Below are 15,795 nucleotides of genomic sequence, written 5' to 3' on the forward strand. Positions count from 1 at the left end.
GTCACAGTAACAGCAGACCGCATTACCGGCGGCAGCTCTGTTGCAAGCAGCGGCACGCTGACGTTCACTCACTGCTCTGCGACCGACTTCTCTACTCGGCTCCCGAATTTCGGCGCGCGACCATCTCGAGGCCGATCCAGGAGATGACGACCTCGCCGTTTTGGTTGATCCCCTCGAGTTTGGTATCGACGTACCCACGAGTGGGGTCGCTCTCGGAGACGCATTTCTCGAGGACTTCGGTTCGAATCGAGAGCGTATCGCCCGGCGTCACGGGCTGGTGCCACCGGAGTTCGTCGACGCCACGGGCACCCATGCCGGCTCGATCCTGCATCGGACCGTCGACGAGGAGCCGCATACAGATCGACGCGGTGTGCCAGCCCGACGCGACCAGCTGGCCGAACGCCGAGTCCTCGGCGGCCGCCTCGTCGGTGTGAAACGGTTGAGGATCGTATTGCTCGGCGAACGCGAGAATCTCGTCTTTCGTCACGTGATACTCGCCGAACGTTTCGGTCTCGCCGATCTCGATGTCCTCGTAGTAGCGCATTGGCGCGTCATCCGGGACGTATCGCCAAGAACCTGTGGGCCGAGCCCGCCTGTCGCTGCCGGACTTCCAAACATCTATGCGATGCCGGCGTGGTCGTTTCGGTATGACACTCGAGGGACACGCCGTCCTCGTTACCGGTGGGGCGGGCTTTATCGGATCGAATCTGGCGAACCACCTCGCCGAGGACAACGACGTCACCGTCGTCGACGACTGCTATCTGGGGACGCCCGAAAACCTCGACGACGATGTCGAGTTCGTCGACGCGAGCGTTCTCGAGGACGACTTGCCAACCGATGTCGACGTCGTGTTCCATCTCGCGGCGCTGTCGTCGTACGCGATGCATGAGGATGACCCGACGACAGGTGCCAGAGTCAACGTCGAAGGCTTCGTCAACGTGGTCGAGCAGGCCCGACAGGATGGGTGTGAGACCGTCGTCTACGCCTCGACATCGTCGATCTACGGCAGTCGAACCGAGCCGTCGCCGGAGGACATGGCCGTCAGCGTCAACACCGGCTACGAGGCGTCGAAACTCGCCCGGGAGCGCTACGGCGAGTACTTTTCGAACCACTACGACATGTCGATAGCTGGGATGCGCTTTTTCTCGGTGTATCAGGGCTACGGCGGTGCTGAAGAACACAAAGGCGAGTACGCCAACGTGATCGCGCAGTTCGCCGACGACATCGCCAACGGGGAGCCGCCGGTGTTGTACGGCGACGGCACCCAGACGCGCGATTTCACGCACGTCTCCGACATCGTCCGCGGCCTCGAGTTGGCCGCAACGAACGAGCTCGATGGCATCTATAACCTGGGAACCGGCGAGGCCTACGACTTCAACACTGTCGTCGAGATGCTAAACGACGAGCTTGGCACCGATATCGAGCCGGAATACGTCGAGAACCCGATTCCCGAGTCGGTGTACGTCCACGATACCTGCGCCGACGCCTCGAAAATCCGTGAGGAAACTGGCTGGGAGCCCCAGATCGACTTCGAGGAGGGGATTCGGCGGGTCTGTGCGCAGTATACGGATCAGTAGCGTCGTGGTTCGAATGCCGTCGACTTCCGTGCGAGCGATTTACGACTGATATAATCCAAGTCTGTTCCTGTCACCTGTTTGAAATTGAATGCTGCAGGGAGGGATGCCCCACACCGCCCCTCAGAACGATTTACACCTGTTGTAAATAAACCTTTGTAGGTTGTGGTCCGGATACCGAATCGCTCGAGGACTGGGCACATCGTCACCACCGCCAGGTCGGGTCGTTGCACCGCCAGTAACTATCAGGAAAAACGATGTACGTGAGCGCGGTGTCGCTGCGAGGGCTTTTTAATGTGGCACGCACATCCACACGGTATGCAACTCCATAACAGGGGCGTCAGACAGGACGTCCGCGAACTCGGTGCATTACTCGGCGATGTCCTCGAGGGCCAGACCTCTCGGGGGGCCTTCGAGACGGTCGAGTCGTGTCGGCGGGCCGCAATCGATTACCGTTCCGGTGACCTCGAGTCACGTGAACCGCTCGTCACGGAACTCGAGGGACTGTCGCCACACCGACAGCGGACCGTCGCCCGTGCGTTCGCGACCTACTTCGAGTTGATCAACCTCGCCGAAGAACGCGAGCGGGTCCGGACCATCCGCACGGACTCCCAGGAGGGCACACTCGAGGACAGCCTCGAGGCTGCAGCCAAAGAACTCGGCGAAGAAGACGTCGAGACCGTCCGACAGATTCTCAACGACGTTTTGATCGAGCCAACCTTCACCGCTCATCCGACCGAGGCTCGACGAAAGACCGTCAAGTCGAAACTGCGGGAGATTTCGACGTCGCTCGAGACACTCGACGAGCGACTGTTGACCGACAAGGAGGAACGCCAACTCTGGCAAGATATCGACGCCGAGGTGACGAGTCTCTGGCAGACGCCACAGGTGCGCAACCGCCAGCCCGAGCCCGAAGACGAGGCGCGCAACGTCCAGTGGTACTTAGAGAACACGCTGTTCGACGTCGTGGGCAACGTCTACGACGAACTCGACGAGACAATCGACGCGGAAGTGCCCGGCGACCTCGAGATTCCGAAGCTCTTCGAGTTCCGCTCGTGGGCGGGCAGCGACCGCGACGGCAACCCCTACGTCACCCCAGAGGTCACAGCGAACACACTCGAGCGCCAGCGCTCGGTGATCCTCGATCGCTACCGCGATCAACTCAAGCGCCTCTCCGGTGTCTTGAGCCAGGACGGCAGCCGGATCGACGCTGGCTCCGCGTTTCAGGCCTCACTCGAGCGCGACCGTGAGCGCCTGCCCGGCAGCGCTCGCACGGCCGAGCAGCGCTACCCCGACGAGCCCTACCGGCAGAAACTCAAACTCATGCGCGAGCGGCTCCGCCGCGTCGGCGACGTGCGGCCGGGTGGCTACGACGACGCCGACGAACTCGGTGCCGATCTCAGCGTTATCGCCGAGAGCCTGCGCGCCAACGACGCTGACAGTATCGTCGACGCACACGTCGATCCGATCCGGCGGCAGGTCGCCACCTTTGGCTTCTCGCTTGCGAGTCTCGACTTACGCGACCACCAGCAGAAACACACCGACGCCATCGCTGAGGCCCTCGAGCATGAGGGCATCGACTACCGTACTCTCTCGGAGGACGAACGCGTCGAGTTGCTGACCGACGCCGTCTTACAGGACGAGCCGGTGATCGATCTGAGCGAGACCACCGATCTCTCGGACGACTCGGCGCGCGTCCTCGAACTCTTCGACAGTCTCGCCGACTGGCAGACCGAGTACGGGGTCCACGCCATCGACACCTACTGTATCTCGATGACCGAGGAGCCAAGCCACGTCCTCGAGGTGTTGTTCTTGGCCGATCAGGCCGGCGTTATTTCCCTGCCCGAACACGCAGGGATCGACATCGTTCCGCTGCTCGAGACCGAGTACGCCCTCTCGGGGGCCCGGCGGATCATGGGCACGCTGTTCGAAAACGAAGCCTACGCCCAGGCGCTGGAGGCCCGCGGGCGGACCCAAGAGATCATGCTGGGGTACTCCGACTCGAACAAGGAAAACGGCTTTCTGGCGGCGAACTGGTCGCTGTACAAGAACCAGCGCCGGCTCGGAGAAATCTGTGACGACCACGACGTGACGATGCGGCTGTTCCACGGCCGCGGTGGCTCGATCTCGCGTGGCGGCGGGCCGATGAACGAAGCGCTGCTGGCGCTGCCGAACTCGACGGTCACGGGGCAGGTCAAGTTCACCGAACAGGGTGAAGCCATCGCCGAGAAATACGCCAATCCGCGCATCGCCGAGCGAAACATCGGGCAGATGCTCAACGCCCAGCTCCGGGCGCGCAAGCAGGCGCTAGATCAGCCCGAAGAGGAGGTCCACGAGGAGTGGGTCGCGGCCATGGAGACGATGGCCGACGCCGCGCGTCGGGAGTACCGCGACCTCTTAGAGAGCGACGGCTTCGTCCAGTACTTCGAGCAGGCGACGCCGATCACCGTTATCGAAGACCTCGATCTCGGGTCGCGGCCAGCCTCCCGGTCGGGCGAGCGCACCGTCGAAGACTTGCGAGCGATCCCGTGGGTGTTCTCGTGGACCCAGTCGCGGTGTATCCTGCCGGGCTGGTACGCCCTCGCGACCGGTGTCGAGGCGTATCTCGAGAACGGCGGGTCGATGAATACCTTACAGACGATGTACGAGAAGTGGCCGTTCTTCCGGACGACGCTCGACAACGCTGCGCTCTCGTTGTCTCGTACTGAACTCGAGATCGCCGACCGCTACGCCGACCTGGCTGAGCCGGACCTGCGCGAACGGTTCTTCCCACGCGTGAGCGACGAGTACGAGCGGGCGGCCGACCTGATCACCGAGATCGGCCAGCGTGACCAACTCCACACTCGCGACTGGCTCGGCGAGAACTTAGAGCGGCGAAACCCGTACGTCGACCCGCTGAACATGCTGCAGGTCTACTTGCTCGGCCGAACCGACCGGACGGACATCGAAGAACGGACGCTCCGGCTGACGGTCAAGGGTATCGCGGCCGGCATGAAAAACACGGGGTAATCGGGCCGCAGACCGGCCGACACACGGTCTACGTTGCGGATGGCTGGTCGACCGGGGTCGCCACCGACCGACGAACGGCACGCAGTCACAGAGAGCGAGAAAATCGAAACGGGTAAAAACGTCTCTCGAGTAGAAGTGAGTGAGCCGAGATAGCCTAGCCCGGCCAAGGCGGCAGATTCGAAATCTGCTGTCCTCACGGACTCGGGAGTTCAAATCTCCCTCTCGGCGTTTTACAGCGACCACAACCGACGAGCGACGCGTGGCGTCGCGAGTCGTTCGGTCGCTGGAAACGACAATCAGAGATTTGAATCAGGGAGTGAAGCAACGCGAACGACCGTGGTTCAAATCTCCCTCTCGGCGCTTCTCAGCGACACAAAACGGCGAGCGACACGTAGCGGCGTGTGTCTCTGTCAGGTAATCACGTCCTCGAGCGACCGCCGCGGCGTTCGCATTGTGTCCGGTTTGGCGTATCCAAGGCGAAACAGGTGCATGGGTGTCGAGTCCTCGAGCTCGTCGGACGTCGCGGTGAGAACAGCGATCGCGGGCGCGCTCGTAACGAGCGTCGAGTTTTTCGTCCCTCGCGCTCACCGAGGTCGAGATGGCGAACCGCAAGCTGACCGATCCGTGCTGCGAGCCAGCTTGCGCCGACCGCTCCGCCTGCCACCTGCTTTTTCATTATGACGAGTGGACACCAGTCTCGAGCGAGAACTGATGGGGAAGTGACAATAGCCAATCGCAGGAACCCGGGCGGTCCCCCATCATTCGCAAGGCCGGTCACTATGTTAGTCCTTGACGTAGATTGCTTGTCACGAGGAATCCATGTATCCGACGCCAGTATCTTCCCGGTCAGTACCTGCAGGGTGGAACCGACAGCGACCAGCGGGAATGCCACGCGAGTCGCCAGCTTCGACGGGGAGGAAACGATGAGTTCCGACGACCCGACAGCGGGTGAGGGGTCCGACACGACCGATGAGCCGTTTCATCCGCTCGGCGAGTCGTGGCAGGACGAACTCGAGGACCTCCTCGACGACACCGAGTACGACACCGAACTCGGGATGCAGATGGGGAAAGATGCGATGCGGGTCACGCAGGGGGAGCTCTCAGAAGAGGAGTTCCACGAGCGGTATCACGACGACGTGATGGAGGAGTTCGGCGAGGACGAGCGGCCGATCGCCAGCCCGGACGACGAGGACGATGAGGGTGGGTTTGGCGCGATGCTCTCGAAGCTCGGTGCCGGCACGGAGTCCCGTCGTGAGATGCTCAAGAAGGCGGGTGCTGGCGTCGGCTTCGCCAGCCTCGGCTGGGGAGCGGTCGATCAACAAGAGCCCGAACAGGAGGCAGTCGAAGACCCCGGCGAGGTCCATCCCGATGAGGACGCGACGCAGTGGGGGATGACGATTGACCTCGAGTACTGCGATGGCTGTCTCTCCTGTGTGACTGCCTGCAACGCAGAGCACAGCTGGGATCTGGGTGCCAACTGGATGTACGTCCTCGCGTTCGAGGACGGCAACGTCGAGTCGCCCGATCCCGACAACTTCGAGAGCCACCGCGAGTTCAACTTCCTCGTCCGCCCGTGTCAACACTGTACCGATGCACCCTGTGAGAAGGTGTGCCCGACGACAGCACGACACACTCGAGACAGAGGCGGACTGGTGCTGACCGATTACGACGTCTGTATCGGCTGTCGGTACTGTCAGGTCGCCTGTCCGTACGGCGTCAACTACTTCCAGTGGGAGGAGCCGAACGTCGATGAAGAGGAGCTCAGTTCAGACATGGTCTATGACTATCGCGACCGGCGTGTCAGCAGTCGGGCCCCCCGCGGCGTCATGTCGAAGTGCGTTTTCGACCCACCTCGTCAGGACGGCAACTTCGGCGAAAGCAACGTCGGAACGACGGCCTGCGAAGTGGCCTGCCCGCCGAGCGTTATCCAGTTCGGTGATAAGAACAACCCGAACAGCGACCCGTCGCGGTACCAAGAGAACCCGGCCCGATCGCGAGTCCTCATCCGCCTGAGTACGATGCTGCCCTCGCCCGACGACCTCCCGTCGATGCTCGAGGGCGTCGGCACCGATCTGGATGCGGTCACCGGAGCCGTTGATGACCTCGACGAGCAGTCGATCATGCTTGCGACGGCGGTCCAGCTCACGAACGTCGAGTACGATCAGGAGGCACCGCCGGGCGATACGCTCGTGGATCAGGAAGCGACGATCCTCGAGGTCGTCTCGATCCTCGAGGACCACGGACTCGCCCTCCAGAGTGAGGAAGTCCTTCGCGAACTCGGACTCACAGTCGACCAGTTCCAGAGACCGCCTGCGGGGTCGGGCGAGGATAGCCCAGACATAGTGGTGAACAATCGGGAAGACGTCGCCCAGCAGCGACTCGAGGAGTACATCCCGCCCTCGGGCAACGAGTTCGAACTGCTCGAAGATTTCGGGACGAACCCGAACGTCACCTACCTCGGGCAGGAACCAGGACCCGAAGCCCACCAGGTCCCCGGCCCGACCTCCTACGAAGATGTCGGTATGGTGAGTAAGCGCCAGAACGTCCTCGAAGACGAGACTGTCGGCCTCGGCGTAATCGACTCGTCGTAACCGTCTCGACAACTCGTTGCCACCACTGACACTGGATTAGATCTCGAATCCGAAGTTAAAGTCACCTTGCCACTGCGACCGTTCGCCGCGGAAAATCGTCTCACCGCGGTGGCGATTGCCGACCCAGAGCACCCTCGAGAGTGTCGTTTCGGGGTCGCTCATGACGAGCCCCTCGAAGAACGAGCACTCGACGGTATGGTCCGCCCCGCTCTCGGCGAACCGGAGGCTCGCACCGTCAGGATCGATCGTACACGTATCGAGCGTAAGCCGGTCGATTCCATCGCCGCCGTTCGTGACGAAGACGCCGTGTCGGTCCGTGGCGGATTGTGTCTCGATATCGAACTCGCAGTCGTTGAACGTGACGTTCGACGAACTGACGTAAACGGCGTAATCGGACGTCGACGGACTCGAGCGATCAGTGATCGTACACGCGTCGAATATGGTCGGTGCGTCGTCGTTGTCGTCGACCCGAATCGCCCGGCCGTCGGTTCCCTCGTCGGTGATGTGGATATCGGTGAGCCGGGCTGGCCCATCTTGTGTCAGACGGATGATTTCGGTGGTTTTCTCGACGGTGTTTTTTATCAGCAACTGGGAAACCAGCTGTCCGCCGCCGTTCTCGAGCCAGAGGCCGGACCACGGATAGCCGGGCTGTTCGGTCATCGTGATCTGACAGTCCTGCACGTAGTCGTTGGGGCCGATTCGAATGCCCGCGCCGGCACAGTTGCGGACGTGACAGCCGGTGATGGTGTTTCGGCCGTCGTCACCCGAGACGTAAATCCCGTTATCGATGTAGTCCGACACCTGACATCCTTTCCAGTAGTTCGTCCCCTGGTTGTAGATGTCCGAACTGAACGGGATCGCGTGGCCGACGTGCGTTGATCGGTCGGACGTCGTATCGCCATTGTTGAGATAACAGCTGTTGATAACGTTGGTCGTGGATGATCGAACGCCGTCGACCAAAATCGTGTGGCGGTCGCCGCCGTACTGGCTGTTGAACTTGTCACGTCTGCCACGCATCGAGATGTTCTCCATATGGCCGTACCGGTAGGTGTACCAGCGGGCGATCCCGGTATCGTAGTTGCCACGAATGTCGATCTGAAGGTCACGCATGACGGTCCGCTGGGCATGTGGGAGCGAGGCATCCAGCGAACCGACGGTCATCATGCGATCGACGTCCTGTTCGGTGACTTTGAGGACGGCGAACGGGTCACCGACGATACCGAGGAATTCGTGGGCGTCGAAGTGGACGTTGTCCGTCGCGACGTTCCACGTCCCGGCGGGGATCGTGTAGCAGTGATTCCGTTCCGTCGGTGCGAACGAAAAGTAGTGATCTTCGATCGCCGCCCACAGATCGTCTTCCGCAGGTTCGACCCCGAGATCGTCGCGTACGTCGACGATACTCGGATTCGAATCAGCCTGAACCCGGACGGCGTCGTCGCCGGCCTCGACTACTGAGAGCGCGTCTCCGAAGTCCAACTGGGAGACGGCATCGTCGATCGTCGTTCCCGAGTCGCTGACAGTTATCCTGCCCGCTTCACTTCTGGGTTGTGCCCCAGCGGTGCCGGCCTGCGAACTCAGTGCAGCGGTCCCAGTCGTCGCGCCGCCGAGCCCGAGCGCACCGAGCAGTTTGACGTACGAGCGACGTGTCGTCCGTGCCGATGGATCGTGTTGTTGGTCGTCTTCCATCTCGAGCGAACAGTCACGAATTTGCCGATTTGTTATAATCGATCTACTGACAATTGCGTGGCCGTAAACGGTCGGCAAGCTGTTTTCTATCTGCAACTCTCGCGAACGCAAGCGATAGGCTCTGCCATACCACGGTGACGTGATCCCAGCCTCACACGAGAAATCTCTCAACTAAAGCCGTCTCGAATCTCGATCCGCCTCTGTCCGCTCCCTCGAGTCGACGTGCCGGGACCGATCTGTTCGATGTTCGAAACCACACGTATTCAAGCGACTCGAGTCGAACGAACGACTATGGACAGTCAAAAACGACTGATCGTCGCGGGCCTCTGGATCGCGGTTGCGGTCGTGATGGCCACGACGCTCGACCTCGGGATTCCGTCGTCGGTGAGTGGGGCTGCTCGCCTGTTCGTCGTCGTACTCGCGCTGTTTCTCGCGAGCGTGTACTTGCTCGATCCGTGGAACGTCGTCAGTGACCCCTTCCGACAGGAATGAGCGCAGAGCTGTTCAGCAGACGCCAGGTATGCCGTCGTCTCGAATCGTAGCACACGAAGTATTCCGCTCGGCGACCGGTGATGTCAGTCGTCAGCCGGTGCGAGCGGTTGCTGATCGGCCGCGAGCAACCGATCGAGCGCGTCGACCATCGCTGTGACGCTCGCGCGCGTGATGTCTGCCTCGCTGCGGGCGACGGTCACCGAGCGGTCGTTACGGACCATCGTCACTTCGACGGTAACGACGGCATCGGTGCCACCCGTGACCGCGTCGACGTGGTAGGACTCGAGTTCGGCGTCGGCCATCGAGCCCAGCGCCTCGCGGACGGCCGAGACGGCGGCGTCGACGGGGCCAGAACCGGTTCCGCTGGCGACGCGTTCCTCGCCGTCGACCTCGAGTCGGATGCTGGCGGTCGGGACGGCACCGCCGCTGGTGGCGGTGAGATCGAGGAGGTCGACGACGCGGTCGCGGTCCTCGCCGGTGACGTCCTCGGCGATCGCCAGCAGATCGGCGTCGGTCACGCGGCGGCCGCGGTCGCCGAGTTCGGTGACGCGCGTGGCGATTTCGGCGATTTCGTCGTCGTCAGCATCGACGTCGTGTTCCTCGAGCGTGGCTTTGACGCCCGCGCGGCCAGTGTGTTTGCCCAGTGCGAGCCGGCGTTCGCGCCCGACCGTTTCGGGCGGGTAGGGCTCGTACATCTTGTCGTCTTTGAGCGTGCCGTCGGTGTGGATGCCGCTTTCGTGGGTAAAGGCGTTCTCGCCGATGACAGCCTTGTTCGGCGGCAGTTGGACGCCGGTCGCCCGCGAGACGACCTGTGCGAGATCGTATAGCTCCTCGAGGTCGGCAGTCTCGACGTCGTAGACGTGCGCTAAGGCGATCGCGACCTCCTCTAAGGCGACGTTGCCGGCGCGTTCGCCGAGCCCGTTGACCGTACAGTGGACGAGATCGGCACCCGCCGAGATCGCCGCGAGCGCGTTGGCCACGCCCAGTCCGAGGTCGTCGTGGGTGTGGGCACTGACCGGGCCCAGTTCAGCGAGTCGGGCAACGGCTTCGTAGGTGTGTTCCGGTCCGGTGTGGCCGACGGTGTCGGCGAAACAGAACCGGTCCGCGCCCGCGTCGAGCGACGCTTCCGCGAGGTCCTCGAGGTAGTCGAGGTCGGCCCGCGAGCCGTCTTCGCCGATGACCTCGACCCAGAGATCGTTGTCTTTCGCGTAATCGACGAGTTCGGCGGTTTTCTCGAGGTTGTCTTCGCGGGAGGTGCCGACCTTGTCCTCGACGTGGCGGTCGCTTGCGGGAACGACGATGTGGACGCCGTCGACGCCACATTCGAGTGCGAGGTCGATGTCGCCTTTGAGTCCGCGACAGAAGCTGGTGATCCGAGCGTCGAGGTCGAGGTCGGTTACCCGCGAGATGGCCTGTCGTTCACCCGCGCCGGTACAGGCGCTGCCGGCCTCGATGGTCGAGACGCCGGCTCGCTCGAGGGCTCGAGCGATGTCGACTTTTTCGTCCGGCGACAGCGAGACGCCCGGCGCTTGCTCGCCGTCGCGAAGCGTCGTGTCGAGAAGGCGTACTGTACGGTCCGATGCGATCGTCTGTTCGGGTGAATGACTTACAGGCAAGAGTGGTGAGTTTGAAGGACTGCGATTACGTTCGTCGGAGAATTTCACGCCCAGCCGGGTTGCCCCGACTTCCTCTATCCTCGTCAGATGGCGTATGGCGTGCCATTGTACTGCAGGCTAACGGATCTTGCCGACTTAAATCCGCCGGTCGCGCAGCGCCGGCGCGTCCGCACCTGTGGGCTGTTAGTGCTCGTCGTTGCCCTCGAGGGTCAGCCGATCGCCGGGTTCGATGTCGGCTGCGGCCCCAGCCGGGAGTTCGACGATCAGATCCGCGCGATCGCGGGCGAATCCGAGCCACGGCCGGAGCCGCTCGACGCGCTGGACGACGCCGTCGACGACCCAGACGGCGTCGATCGGGAAAAAGACGAACAGCATGTGGAGGTCACGAACCCTCGCCGAGTCGAACCGAAAGACGAGCGCGTAGTCGGCGGGCACGGAGCGACGGAACATCAGTCCGCGGGTCTGGCTGACAAGCGAGTCCGCGACGTCGACCGCCGTCGCCAGAACGGTTCGGTCGGCCCCATTGGCTGACGGATCGTCAACGGCCGGCCCGTCGCCGCTTGATTCATGGACGAGTCGCACGGCCTCGAGTCTGCATGGCGACGAGAAAAAAGTCCCGACGCGTGCTTATAGTTCGCTGACGGCCGAGGCGGCATCGAACAACGACAGGACACCCTCTTCGAAGAGCAGGCGACCGAACTGCGTCAGTTCGTACTGGGGGCCGTCGATCGAACAGTCGACCAGACACGCCATTCGTTCGGCGACGACGCCGCCGTCGACGAGTGCATCGATTCGGTCTTGAATTTCGGCTTCCGTCCCACCGAGCTCGGCTGCAAGCTCGGGGACGGTGACGCCCTCTGCCGGATGGTCGTACACCGTGTATGCGACCTCGAGTCGGTCGCGATCCCCGATCGCGTCGATGACGTCGATCACGTCGTCGGCCGACAGGAGCGTCTCGGTGTCGTCGATCGGTAGCATGATCGATGTCGACGCAGTCCGCTGGCAAAATCCCATCGACAACGCCCACCGTGTGGAACGACGCCACGAGCGCGTGTGCCGGGCGATTCAACACCCCTCGAGCCGTAGCTCTGCCGACGATGGAGAAAACGCCGCAGGGAACCTCGGTCGGCGTCGACGATCCCTATGAGTTTGCGGGCGTCTGTGACTACCTCACCGGGGACGGTAACTGCCGGTACGCCTTCGATCACTACGAGCACGACCCCGAATTCGCCCGCGAGCGCGCCGAGGCGGAGTACGCATGTCCTGTCGTCGACCCTGAATCCGAGTGGTCGTGGGCCGACTGTCCGCATTTCCGCTCGCGCAATCGCGACCGCGAATGCGTCCGCTGTGGCCTCGAAGAGAAACGGCTGGCACACGACGACGAGCGGCCGCTGCTCGAGGAACACCACCTGTCGTACGCGCGCGATGGCGACACCCTCTCTCACGAGATTACGGTGTATCTCTGCCGGTGGTGTCACGCCAAGGTCCACGATTCGTGGGCACGGATCACCGACGACGCCGCGCTCGACCCCAAGGCGATCGCAACTCTCGAGGAGCGCCGCAGCCGCGAGCAGTCGGAACTGGGCTTTGAGTCGGCGGCAGAGCGATACGATCGAGACGAGTAGCGTGTCGCCGACTCCAGTGAGAACGGAGCTTATGCGAGTTTCCGCAGGAGCCCGTAGACCGCATCGCGCAGCCGGTCGGGCAGATAGCGTGCGTAGATCCCGTACTGGGCGATCGGGCCGACTGGGTACCGGGCCGGCGGCTCGGGGCTGGTCGCGGCCTTGAGGATCGCCGCGGCGACGTCGTCGGGAGCTGCCCTGAATGGACCGCCGCTTCCCCCGCCGATCAGCTGTGCCTCGTCGTAGAGTTCGTACAGCGATTCGTAGGCCGGCGTTCGCTCGTCTTCGGGGAGTTCGTCGTCGACGCGGTCGGAGAAGTTCGTCTCGACCGGGCCGGGTTCGACCACGACGACGTCGATCCCGAACTCTTCGGCTTCCCCGCGTAAGGCGTCGCTCATCGCCTCGAGGGCGTGTTTCGAGCCGGCGTAGGCACCCGCGCCGGGAAGCGAGATCCGCCCGATGACACTCGAGACGTTGATGATCCGACCCTCGCCCTGGGCACGCATATGCGGCAGGGCGGCCCGCGTAAGCCGGTGGGGGCCATAGACGTTGACGTCGAACTGCCGGTGGAGGTCGACCGTGGCGACGTCCTCGAGCGGCCCCATCTGGGCGTAGCCAGCGTTGTTGACGACGCAATCGATCGAGCCGGCGATGTCGACGGTCTCCTCGACGGCCGTCGCGACCTGCTCGGGGTCGGTAACGTCCAGCGCGATGGTTTCACAGCCAGCCTCCGCGAGCTCCTCGATATCGTCGACGTCCCGTGCCGTCGCGAAGACCTGCCAGTCCTTGGCGAGGAAGGCTCGAGCGGTCGCGCGGCCGATACCGGACGAGCAGCCGGTGATCAGCACCGATTTCTTGCGCGTGTAGCGGTCGGTCTCGCCCGTCGCGTGCTCGCGGTCGTCCTCGACGACGGTACCATCCGGCCCGTCATCGGCTGTCTCCTCGACGTCCTCAGCGGTAGCCATACGTGACCGGTTCGAGAGACGATACCTAAGTATCGACGGTTTGTCGCGCTAGTCGTTAGTTCCGGATTCGGATACGGTCAGTATGGGTCGACTGCCTGTTCGGCGACAGCAACTACCCCGAAAGCTCCCGATCAGCCCCTTTCAGTCCCACCCGCCGCAGCGGTTGGTCAGGGAGCTGTCGTCGGTGGAACGCGGGTCTGCCTACTGGTTGAATTCCCGTTTGGCTTCGTCAGCATACTTGTCCGCGAGTCTCACTGGCTCGGGGAGTTTGTACGACGTGGCTAGCTCGAGGACAACGTTGGCAGCCGTCTCGGGGCCGACTCGGTGGCCAGAGCTGACGTACAGCGGGTTGATATGCTGATTCGGCGAGTCGTACTGGCGAGTCTGGACAGCGTAGCCGATGAGCGTTCCATCGGGGGCGTCGACGCGGTCGTTCGCTTCGATGGCGACTCGAGAGCCTGCCGGGAGATCGGTGGTGTCCTCGCGCGGGCGGCCACAGAGCAGGCTTTTGGCGACGCCGATACTCGGAACGTCCCTGACGACGCCCATGTGGGTCGCAATGCCAGCCTGTCGGAAGTGGATGCGACCGCTGCCATCGAAGAGGATGAGATCGGGATCGACGGACAACTCTTCGAGCGCCGCGAGGATCGGCCCCCCTTCGCGAAACGAGAGCAAACCGGGAATGTAGGGGATATCAAGGCCGGTGACGGCGTGGACGCGCTCGATTACCTCGCCGCCGCGGGTGGCGACGACGGCGCTCAGGGCGTGATCCTGCTCGCCGTCGGCGTTCGTAAGAAACGACTGGTCGACGCCGACGACGGTCGGCTGTTCGTCTCCACTGGCAGCCGCCGCGAGCGGGCTCGAGAGCGCGTCGGGATCGAACGCGAAGTCGTCCTCGAAGACGGCGATATCGGCGATCTCGCGCTGGAGAGTTTCCATCTCCGCACGCGAAAGGCTGGGATCGGGCGCGAGGTCTGGCCGGGGCTGACTCATTCGTTTGCGGTGAGAGTGGCCGTGCGAAAATCAGTTGCGGGCTGTCGCGGTGCGAGCGTAGAAATGAGGACCGGTCAGAACCGGCCGCGTCCGGGGCCACCTGGGCCGCCCGGCCCGCCGGGACCGCCACCGCCGAACTCGAGGCGACTCGGAGCCCGGAGATTGCGATTTCGCTTGACGTACTGGCCGTAGGCGAGGCCGATCACGAGGCCGATGAGGTGGGCCCCGTGAGCGATCGGCCCGCCATCGCCGACCGAGAGGAAGAACACGCTAAAGAGGGCGTAGCCGGCGGTCAGAAGCCAGATCGGCACTGGGAGGATAAAGTAGAGGTACACCTTGAGATCGGGGTTCAAGACCGTCAGCACGCCCATGATAGCAAGCGCCGCGCCGCTGGCCCCGAGGACGGCCGTCGGAGCGCCCTGTGCAGCCGAAATCAGGACTTGACCCAGTCCGGCGAGCGCGCCGCTGACGATGAACAGGATCGCGAAGTCACGCGAGCCGATGTAGCGCTCGACGAGCGGCCCGAAGAAGAACAACACGATGCTGTTCCCAACGATGTGCATGAAGTTACCCGGGCTATGAGCGAAGACGGAGGTGACCCACGTCCAGACGTACGCGACGTTCCACGACGTCAGCGTGAACAGCGACTGGTGGAGCGCCGAGCCGGCGACCAACAGCACGAGCCACTGTGCGAGGAACGTCAGCCACATCAACGCGAGGAACGTGTAGGTCGCGTTCCCCCGGAAGTACGCCAGCGGTCCGCCAGGCCCGGTATCGATCGGGAGTTTGTCAGTCAGACTCGAGGCGCGTGATGTGTTCCCACTCGAGCTGACGCCGTCGTCGAAACCGCTGTCGAAGACCCCCTGTGGGTCGTTCCAGTTTTCGAGCCCCGTACAGTTGTGATTCTCGGGGAGCCGGTGATCGGCACAATAGGTGCCACCACAGTGCCGACAGTTATACGGCATGTTTTCGTCTTTCCCACACACGTCGCACTTGGCCATTGATCGGTGGTATGTGCGGAGTAGCTAAGGGATTTGGGGTTTGCCCGGATTATTTCACAGTAATCAACCCGGTCAGTATGTGTGGCGGACAGATCGTTTCGTTTTTTGGACCGTCCGTACCGGGTGCTTGCTCGACGAGGGACGCGACGTATTCAGCATGACAAAACGTCGAACTGTCGCTTTCTCACGTTCTTTCAGCACCGTCGAAGTCGAAATAGCCGTCGATGAGGTCAAATCGTTCGGCTT

General features: G+C 62.9%; 13 protein-coding genes and 1 tRNA gene. 6 read left to right on the top strand and 8 right to left on the bottom strand.

The annotated features are described in order from the left end of the window. Positions 1-91: 91 nt before the first annotated feature. Positions 92-544, bottom strand: coding sequence for a MaoC family dehydratase (locus BDK88_RS07805; protein WP_130499954.1), 453 nt, complete (start codon positions 542-544; stop codon positions 92-94). Positions 545-647: 103 nt separating this feature from the next. Here BDK88_RS07805 and BDK88_RS07810 point away from each other — a divergent pair, with 103 nt between their 5' ends. The 4 genes from BDK88_RS07810 to BDK88_RS07825 all read left to right on the top strand — a co-directional run bounded on the left by BDK88_RS07810 (position 648) and on the right by BDK88_RS07825 (position 7,174). Continuing rightward, positions 648-1,577, top strand: coding sequence for an NAD-dependent epimerase/dehydratase family protein (locus BDK88_RS07810; protein WP_130499955.1), 930 nt, complete (start codon positions 648-650; stop codon positions 1,575-1,577). A gap of 315 nt (positions 1,578-1,892) precedes the next feature. Then, a complete protein-coding gene (ppc, locus tag BDK88_RS07815; protein ID WP_130499956.1) occupies positions 1,893-4,583 on the top strand; it encodes a phosphoenolpyruvate carboxylase in 2,691 nt (896 codons plus the stop codon). Between the two features lie 143 nt (positions 4,584-4,726). Beyond that, positions 4,727-4,811, top strand: a tRNA-Ser gene (locus BDK88_RS07820). A gap of 695 nt (positions 4,812-5,506) precedes the next feature. Continuing rightward, positions 5,507-7,174: a 4Fe-4S ferredoxin N-terminal domain-containing protein gene (locus BDK88_RS07825; RefSeq protein ID WP_130499957.1), complete on the top strand. Its 1,668-nt coding sequence runs from the start codon at positions 5,507-5,509 to the stop codon at positions 7,172-7,174. 36 nt (positions 7,175-7,210) lie between these two features. On the opposite strand, the gene BDK88_RS07830 is transcribed toward BDK88_RS07825, so the two are convergent. Beyond that, positions 7,211-8,860 carry a right-handed parallel beta-helix repeat-containing protein gene (locus tag BDK88_RS07830; protein ID WP_130499958.1) on the bottom strand — a complete coding sequence of 550 codons (1,650 nt, stop codon included), beginning with the start codon at positions 8,858-8,860 and terminating at the stop codon, positions 7,211-7,213. Positions 8,861-9,151: 291 nt separating this feature from the next. Here BDK88_RS07830 and BDK88_RS07835 point away from each other — a divergent pair, with 291 nt between their 5' ends. Then, the gene (locus BDK88_RS07835; protein ID WP_049911732.1) at positions 9,152-9,352 is read left to right on the top strand and encodes a hypothetical protein; all 201 of its coding nucleotides are present in this window, start codon (positions 9,152-9,154) and stop codon (positions 9,350-9,352) included. Positions 9,353-9,435: 83 nt separating this feature from the next. Here the strand turns inward: BDK88_RS07835 and BDK88_RS07840 are convergent, their stop codons facing one another. The 3 genes from BDK88_RS07840 to BDK88_RS07850 all read right to left on the bottom strand — a co-directional run bounded on the left by BDK88_RS07840 (position 9,436) and on the right by BDK88_RS07850 (position 11,946). Then, positions 9,436-10,968 carry a (R)-citramalate synthase gene (locus tag BDK88_RS07840; RefSeq protein ID WP_130499959.1) on the bottom strand — a complete coding sequence of 511 codons (1,533 nt, stop codon included), beginning with the start codon at positions 10,966-10,968 and terminating at the stop codon, positions 9,436-9,438. 183 nt (positions 10,969-11,151) lie between these two features. Continuing rightward, positions 11,152-11,550 carry a DUF192 domain-containing protein gene (locus tag BDK88_RS07845; protein ID WP_130499960.1) on the bottom strand — a complete coding sequence of 133 codons (399 nt, stop codon included), beginning with the start codon at positions 11,548-11,550 and terminating at the stop codon, positions 11,152-11,154. Between the two features lie 45 nt (positions 11,551-11,595). Next, positions 11,596-11,946: a helix-turn-helix domain-containing protein gene (locus BDK88_RS07850; protein ID WP_130499961.1), complete on the bottom strand. Its 351-nt coding sequence runs from the start codon at positions 11,944-11,946 to the stop codon at positions 11,596-11,598. A gap of 119 nt (positions 11,947-12,065) precedes the next feature. Between BDK88_RS07850 and BDK88_RS07855 the strand changes: the two genes are divergently transcribed. Next, entirely contained in the window at positions 12,066-12,593 is a 528-nt protein-coding gene (locus BDK88_RS07855; protein WP_130499962.1) for a DUF7097 family protein, read from the top strand. 29 nt (positions 12,594-12,622) lie between these two features. Here BDK88_RS07855 and BDK88_RS07860 read toward each other — a convergent pair whose 3' ends face one another. The 3 genes from BDK88_RS07860 to BDK88_RS07870 all read right to left on the bottom strand — a co-directional run bounded on the left by BDK88_RS07860 (position 12,623) and on the right by BDK88_RS07870 (position 15,549). Then, positions 12,623-13,555 (bottom strand): SDR family oxidoreductase, encoded by a 933-nt coding sequence (locus BDK88_RS07860; RefSeq protein ID WP_130499963.1) that lies wholly within the window; start codon positions 13,553-13,555, stop codon positions 12,623-12,625. Between the two features lie 201 nt (positions 13,556-13,756). Next, positions 13,757-14,548 (bottom strand): endonuclease V, encoded by a 792-nt coding sequence (locus tag BDK88_RS07865; protein ID WP_130499964.1) that lies wholly within the window; start codon positions 14,546-14,548, stop codon positions 13,757-13,759. A gap of 74 nt (positions 14,549-14,622) precedes the next feature. Continuing rightward, complete coding sequence (locus tag BDK88_RS07870; protein ID WP_130499965.1) at positions 14,623-15,549, bottom strand: rhomboid family intramembrane serine protease; 927 nt, start codon at positions 15,547-15,549, stop codon at positions 14,623-14,625. Between the last annotated feature and the right edge of the window lie 246 nt (positions 15,550-15,795).

Origin of the sequence: Natrinema hispanicum (genome assembly GCF_004217335.1) — an archaeon.
In the GTDB taxonomy this organism is placed as follows: Archaea; Halobacteriota; Halobacteria; order Halobacteriales; family Natrialbaceae; genus Natrinema; species Natrinema hispanicum.

What these genes read in the sequence shown, in the direction of transcription:
- BDK88_RS07805 (WP_130499954.1), bottom strand. Translation starts at nt 544, where the DNA reads ATGCGCTACTACGAGGACATCGAGATCGGCGAGACCGAAACGTTCGGC.
- BDK88_RS07810 (WP_130499955.1), top strand. Translation starts at nt 648, where the DNA reads ATGACACTCGAGGGACACGCCGTCCTCGTTACCGGTGGGGCGGGCTTT.
- ppc (WP_130499956.1), top strand. Translation starts at nt 1,893, where the DNA reads ATGCAACTCCATAACAGGGGCGTCAGACAGGACGTCCGCGAACTCGGT.
- BDK88_RS07825 (WP_130499957.1), top strand. Translation starts at nt 5,507, where the DNA reads ATGAGTTCCGACGACCCGACAGCGGGTGAGGGGTCCGACACGACCGAT.
- BDK88_RS07830 (WP_130499958.1), bottom strand. Translation starts at nt 8,860, where the DNA reads ATGGAAGACGACCAACAACACGATCCATCGGCACGGACGACACGTCGC.
- BDK88_RS07835 (WP_049911732.1), top strand. Translation starts at nt 9,152, where the DNA reads ATGGACAGTCAAAAACGACTGATCGTCGCGGGCCTCTGGATCGCGGTT.
- BDK88_RS07850 (WP_130499961.1), bottom strand. Translation starts at nt 11,946, where the DNA reads ATGCTACCGATCGACGACACCGAGACGCTCCTGTCGGCCGACGACGTG.
- BDK88_RS07855 (WP_130499962.1), top strand. Translation starts at nt 12,066, where the DNA reads ATGGAGAAAACGCCGCAGGGAACCTCGGTCGGCGTCGACGATCCCTAT.
- BDK88_RS07860 (WP_130499963.1), bottom strand. Translation starts at nt 13,555, where the DNA reads ATGGCTACCGCTGAGGACGTCGAGGAGACAGCCGATGACGGGCCGGAT.
- BDK88_RS07865 (WP_130499964.1), bottom strand. Translation starts at nt 14,548, where the DNA reads ATGAGTCAGCCCCGGCCAGACCTCGCGCCCGATCCCAGCCTTTCGCGT.
- BDK88_RS07870 (WP_130499965.1), bottom strand. Translation starts at nt 15,549, where the DNA reads ATGGCCAAGTGCGACGTGTGTGGGAAAGACGAAAACATGCCGTATAAC.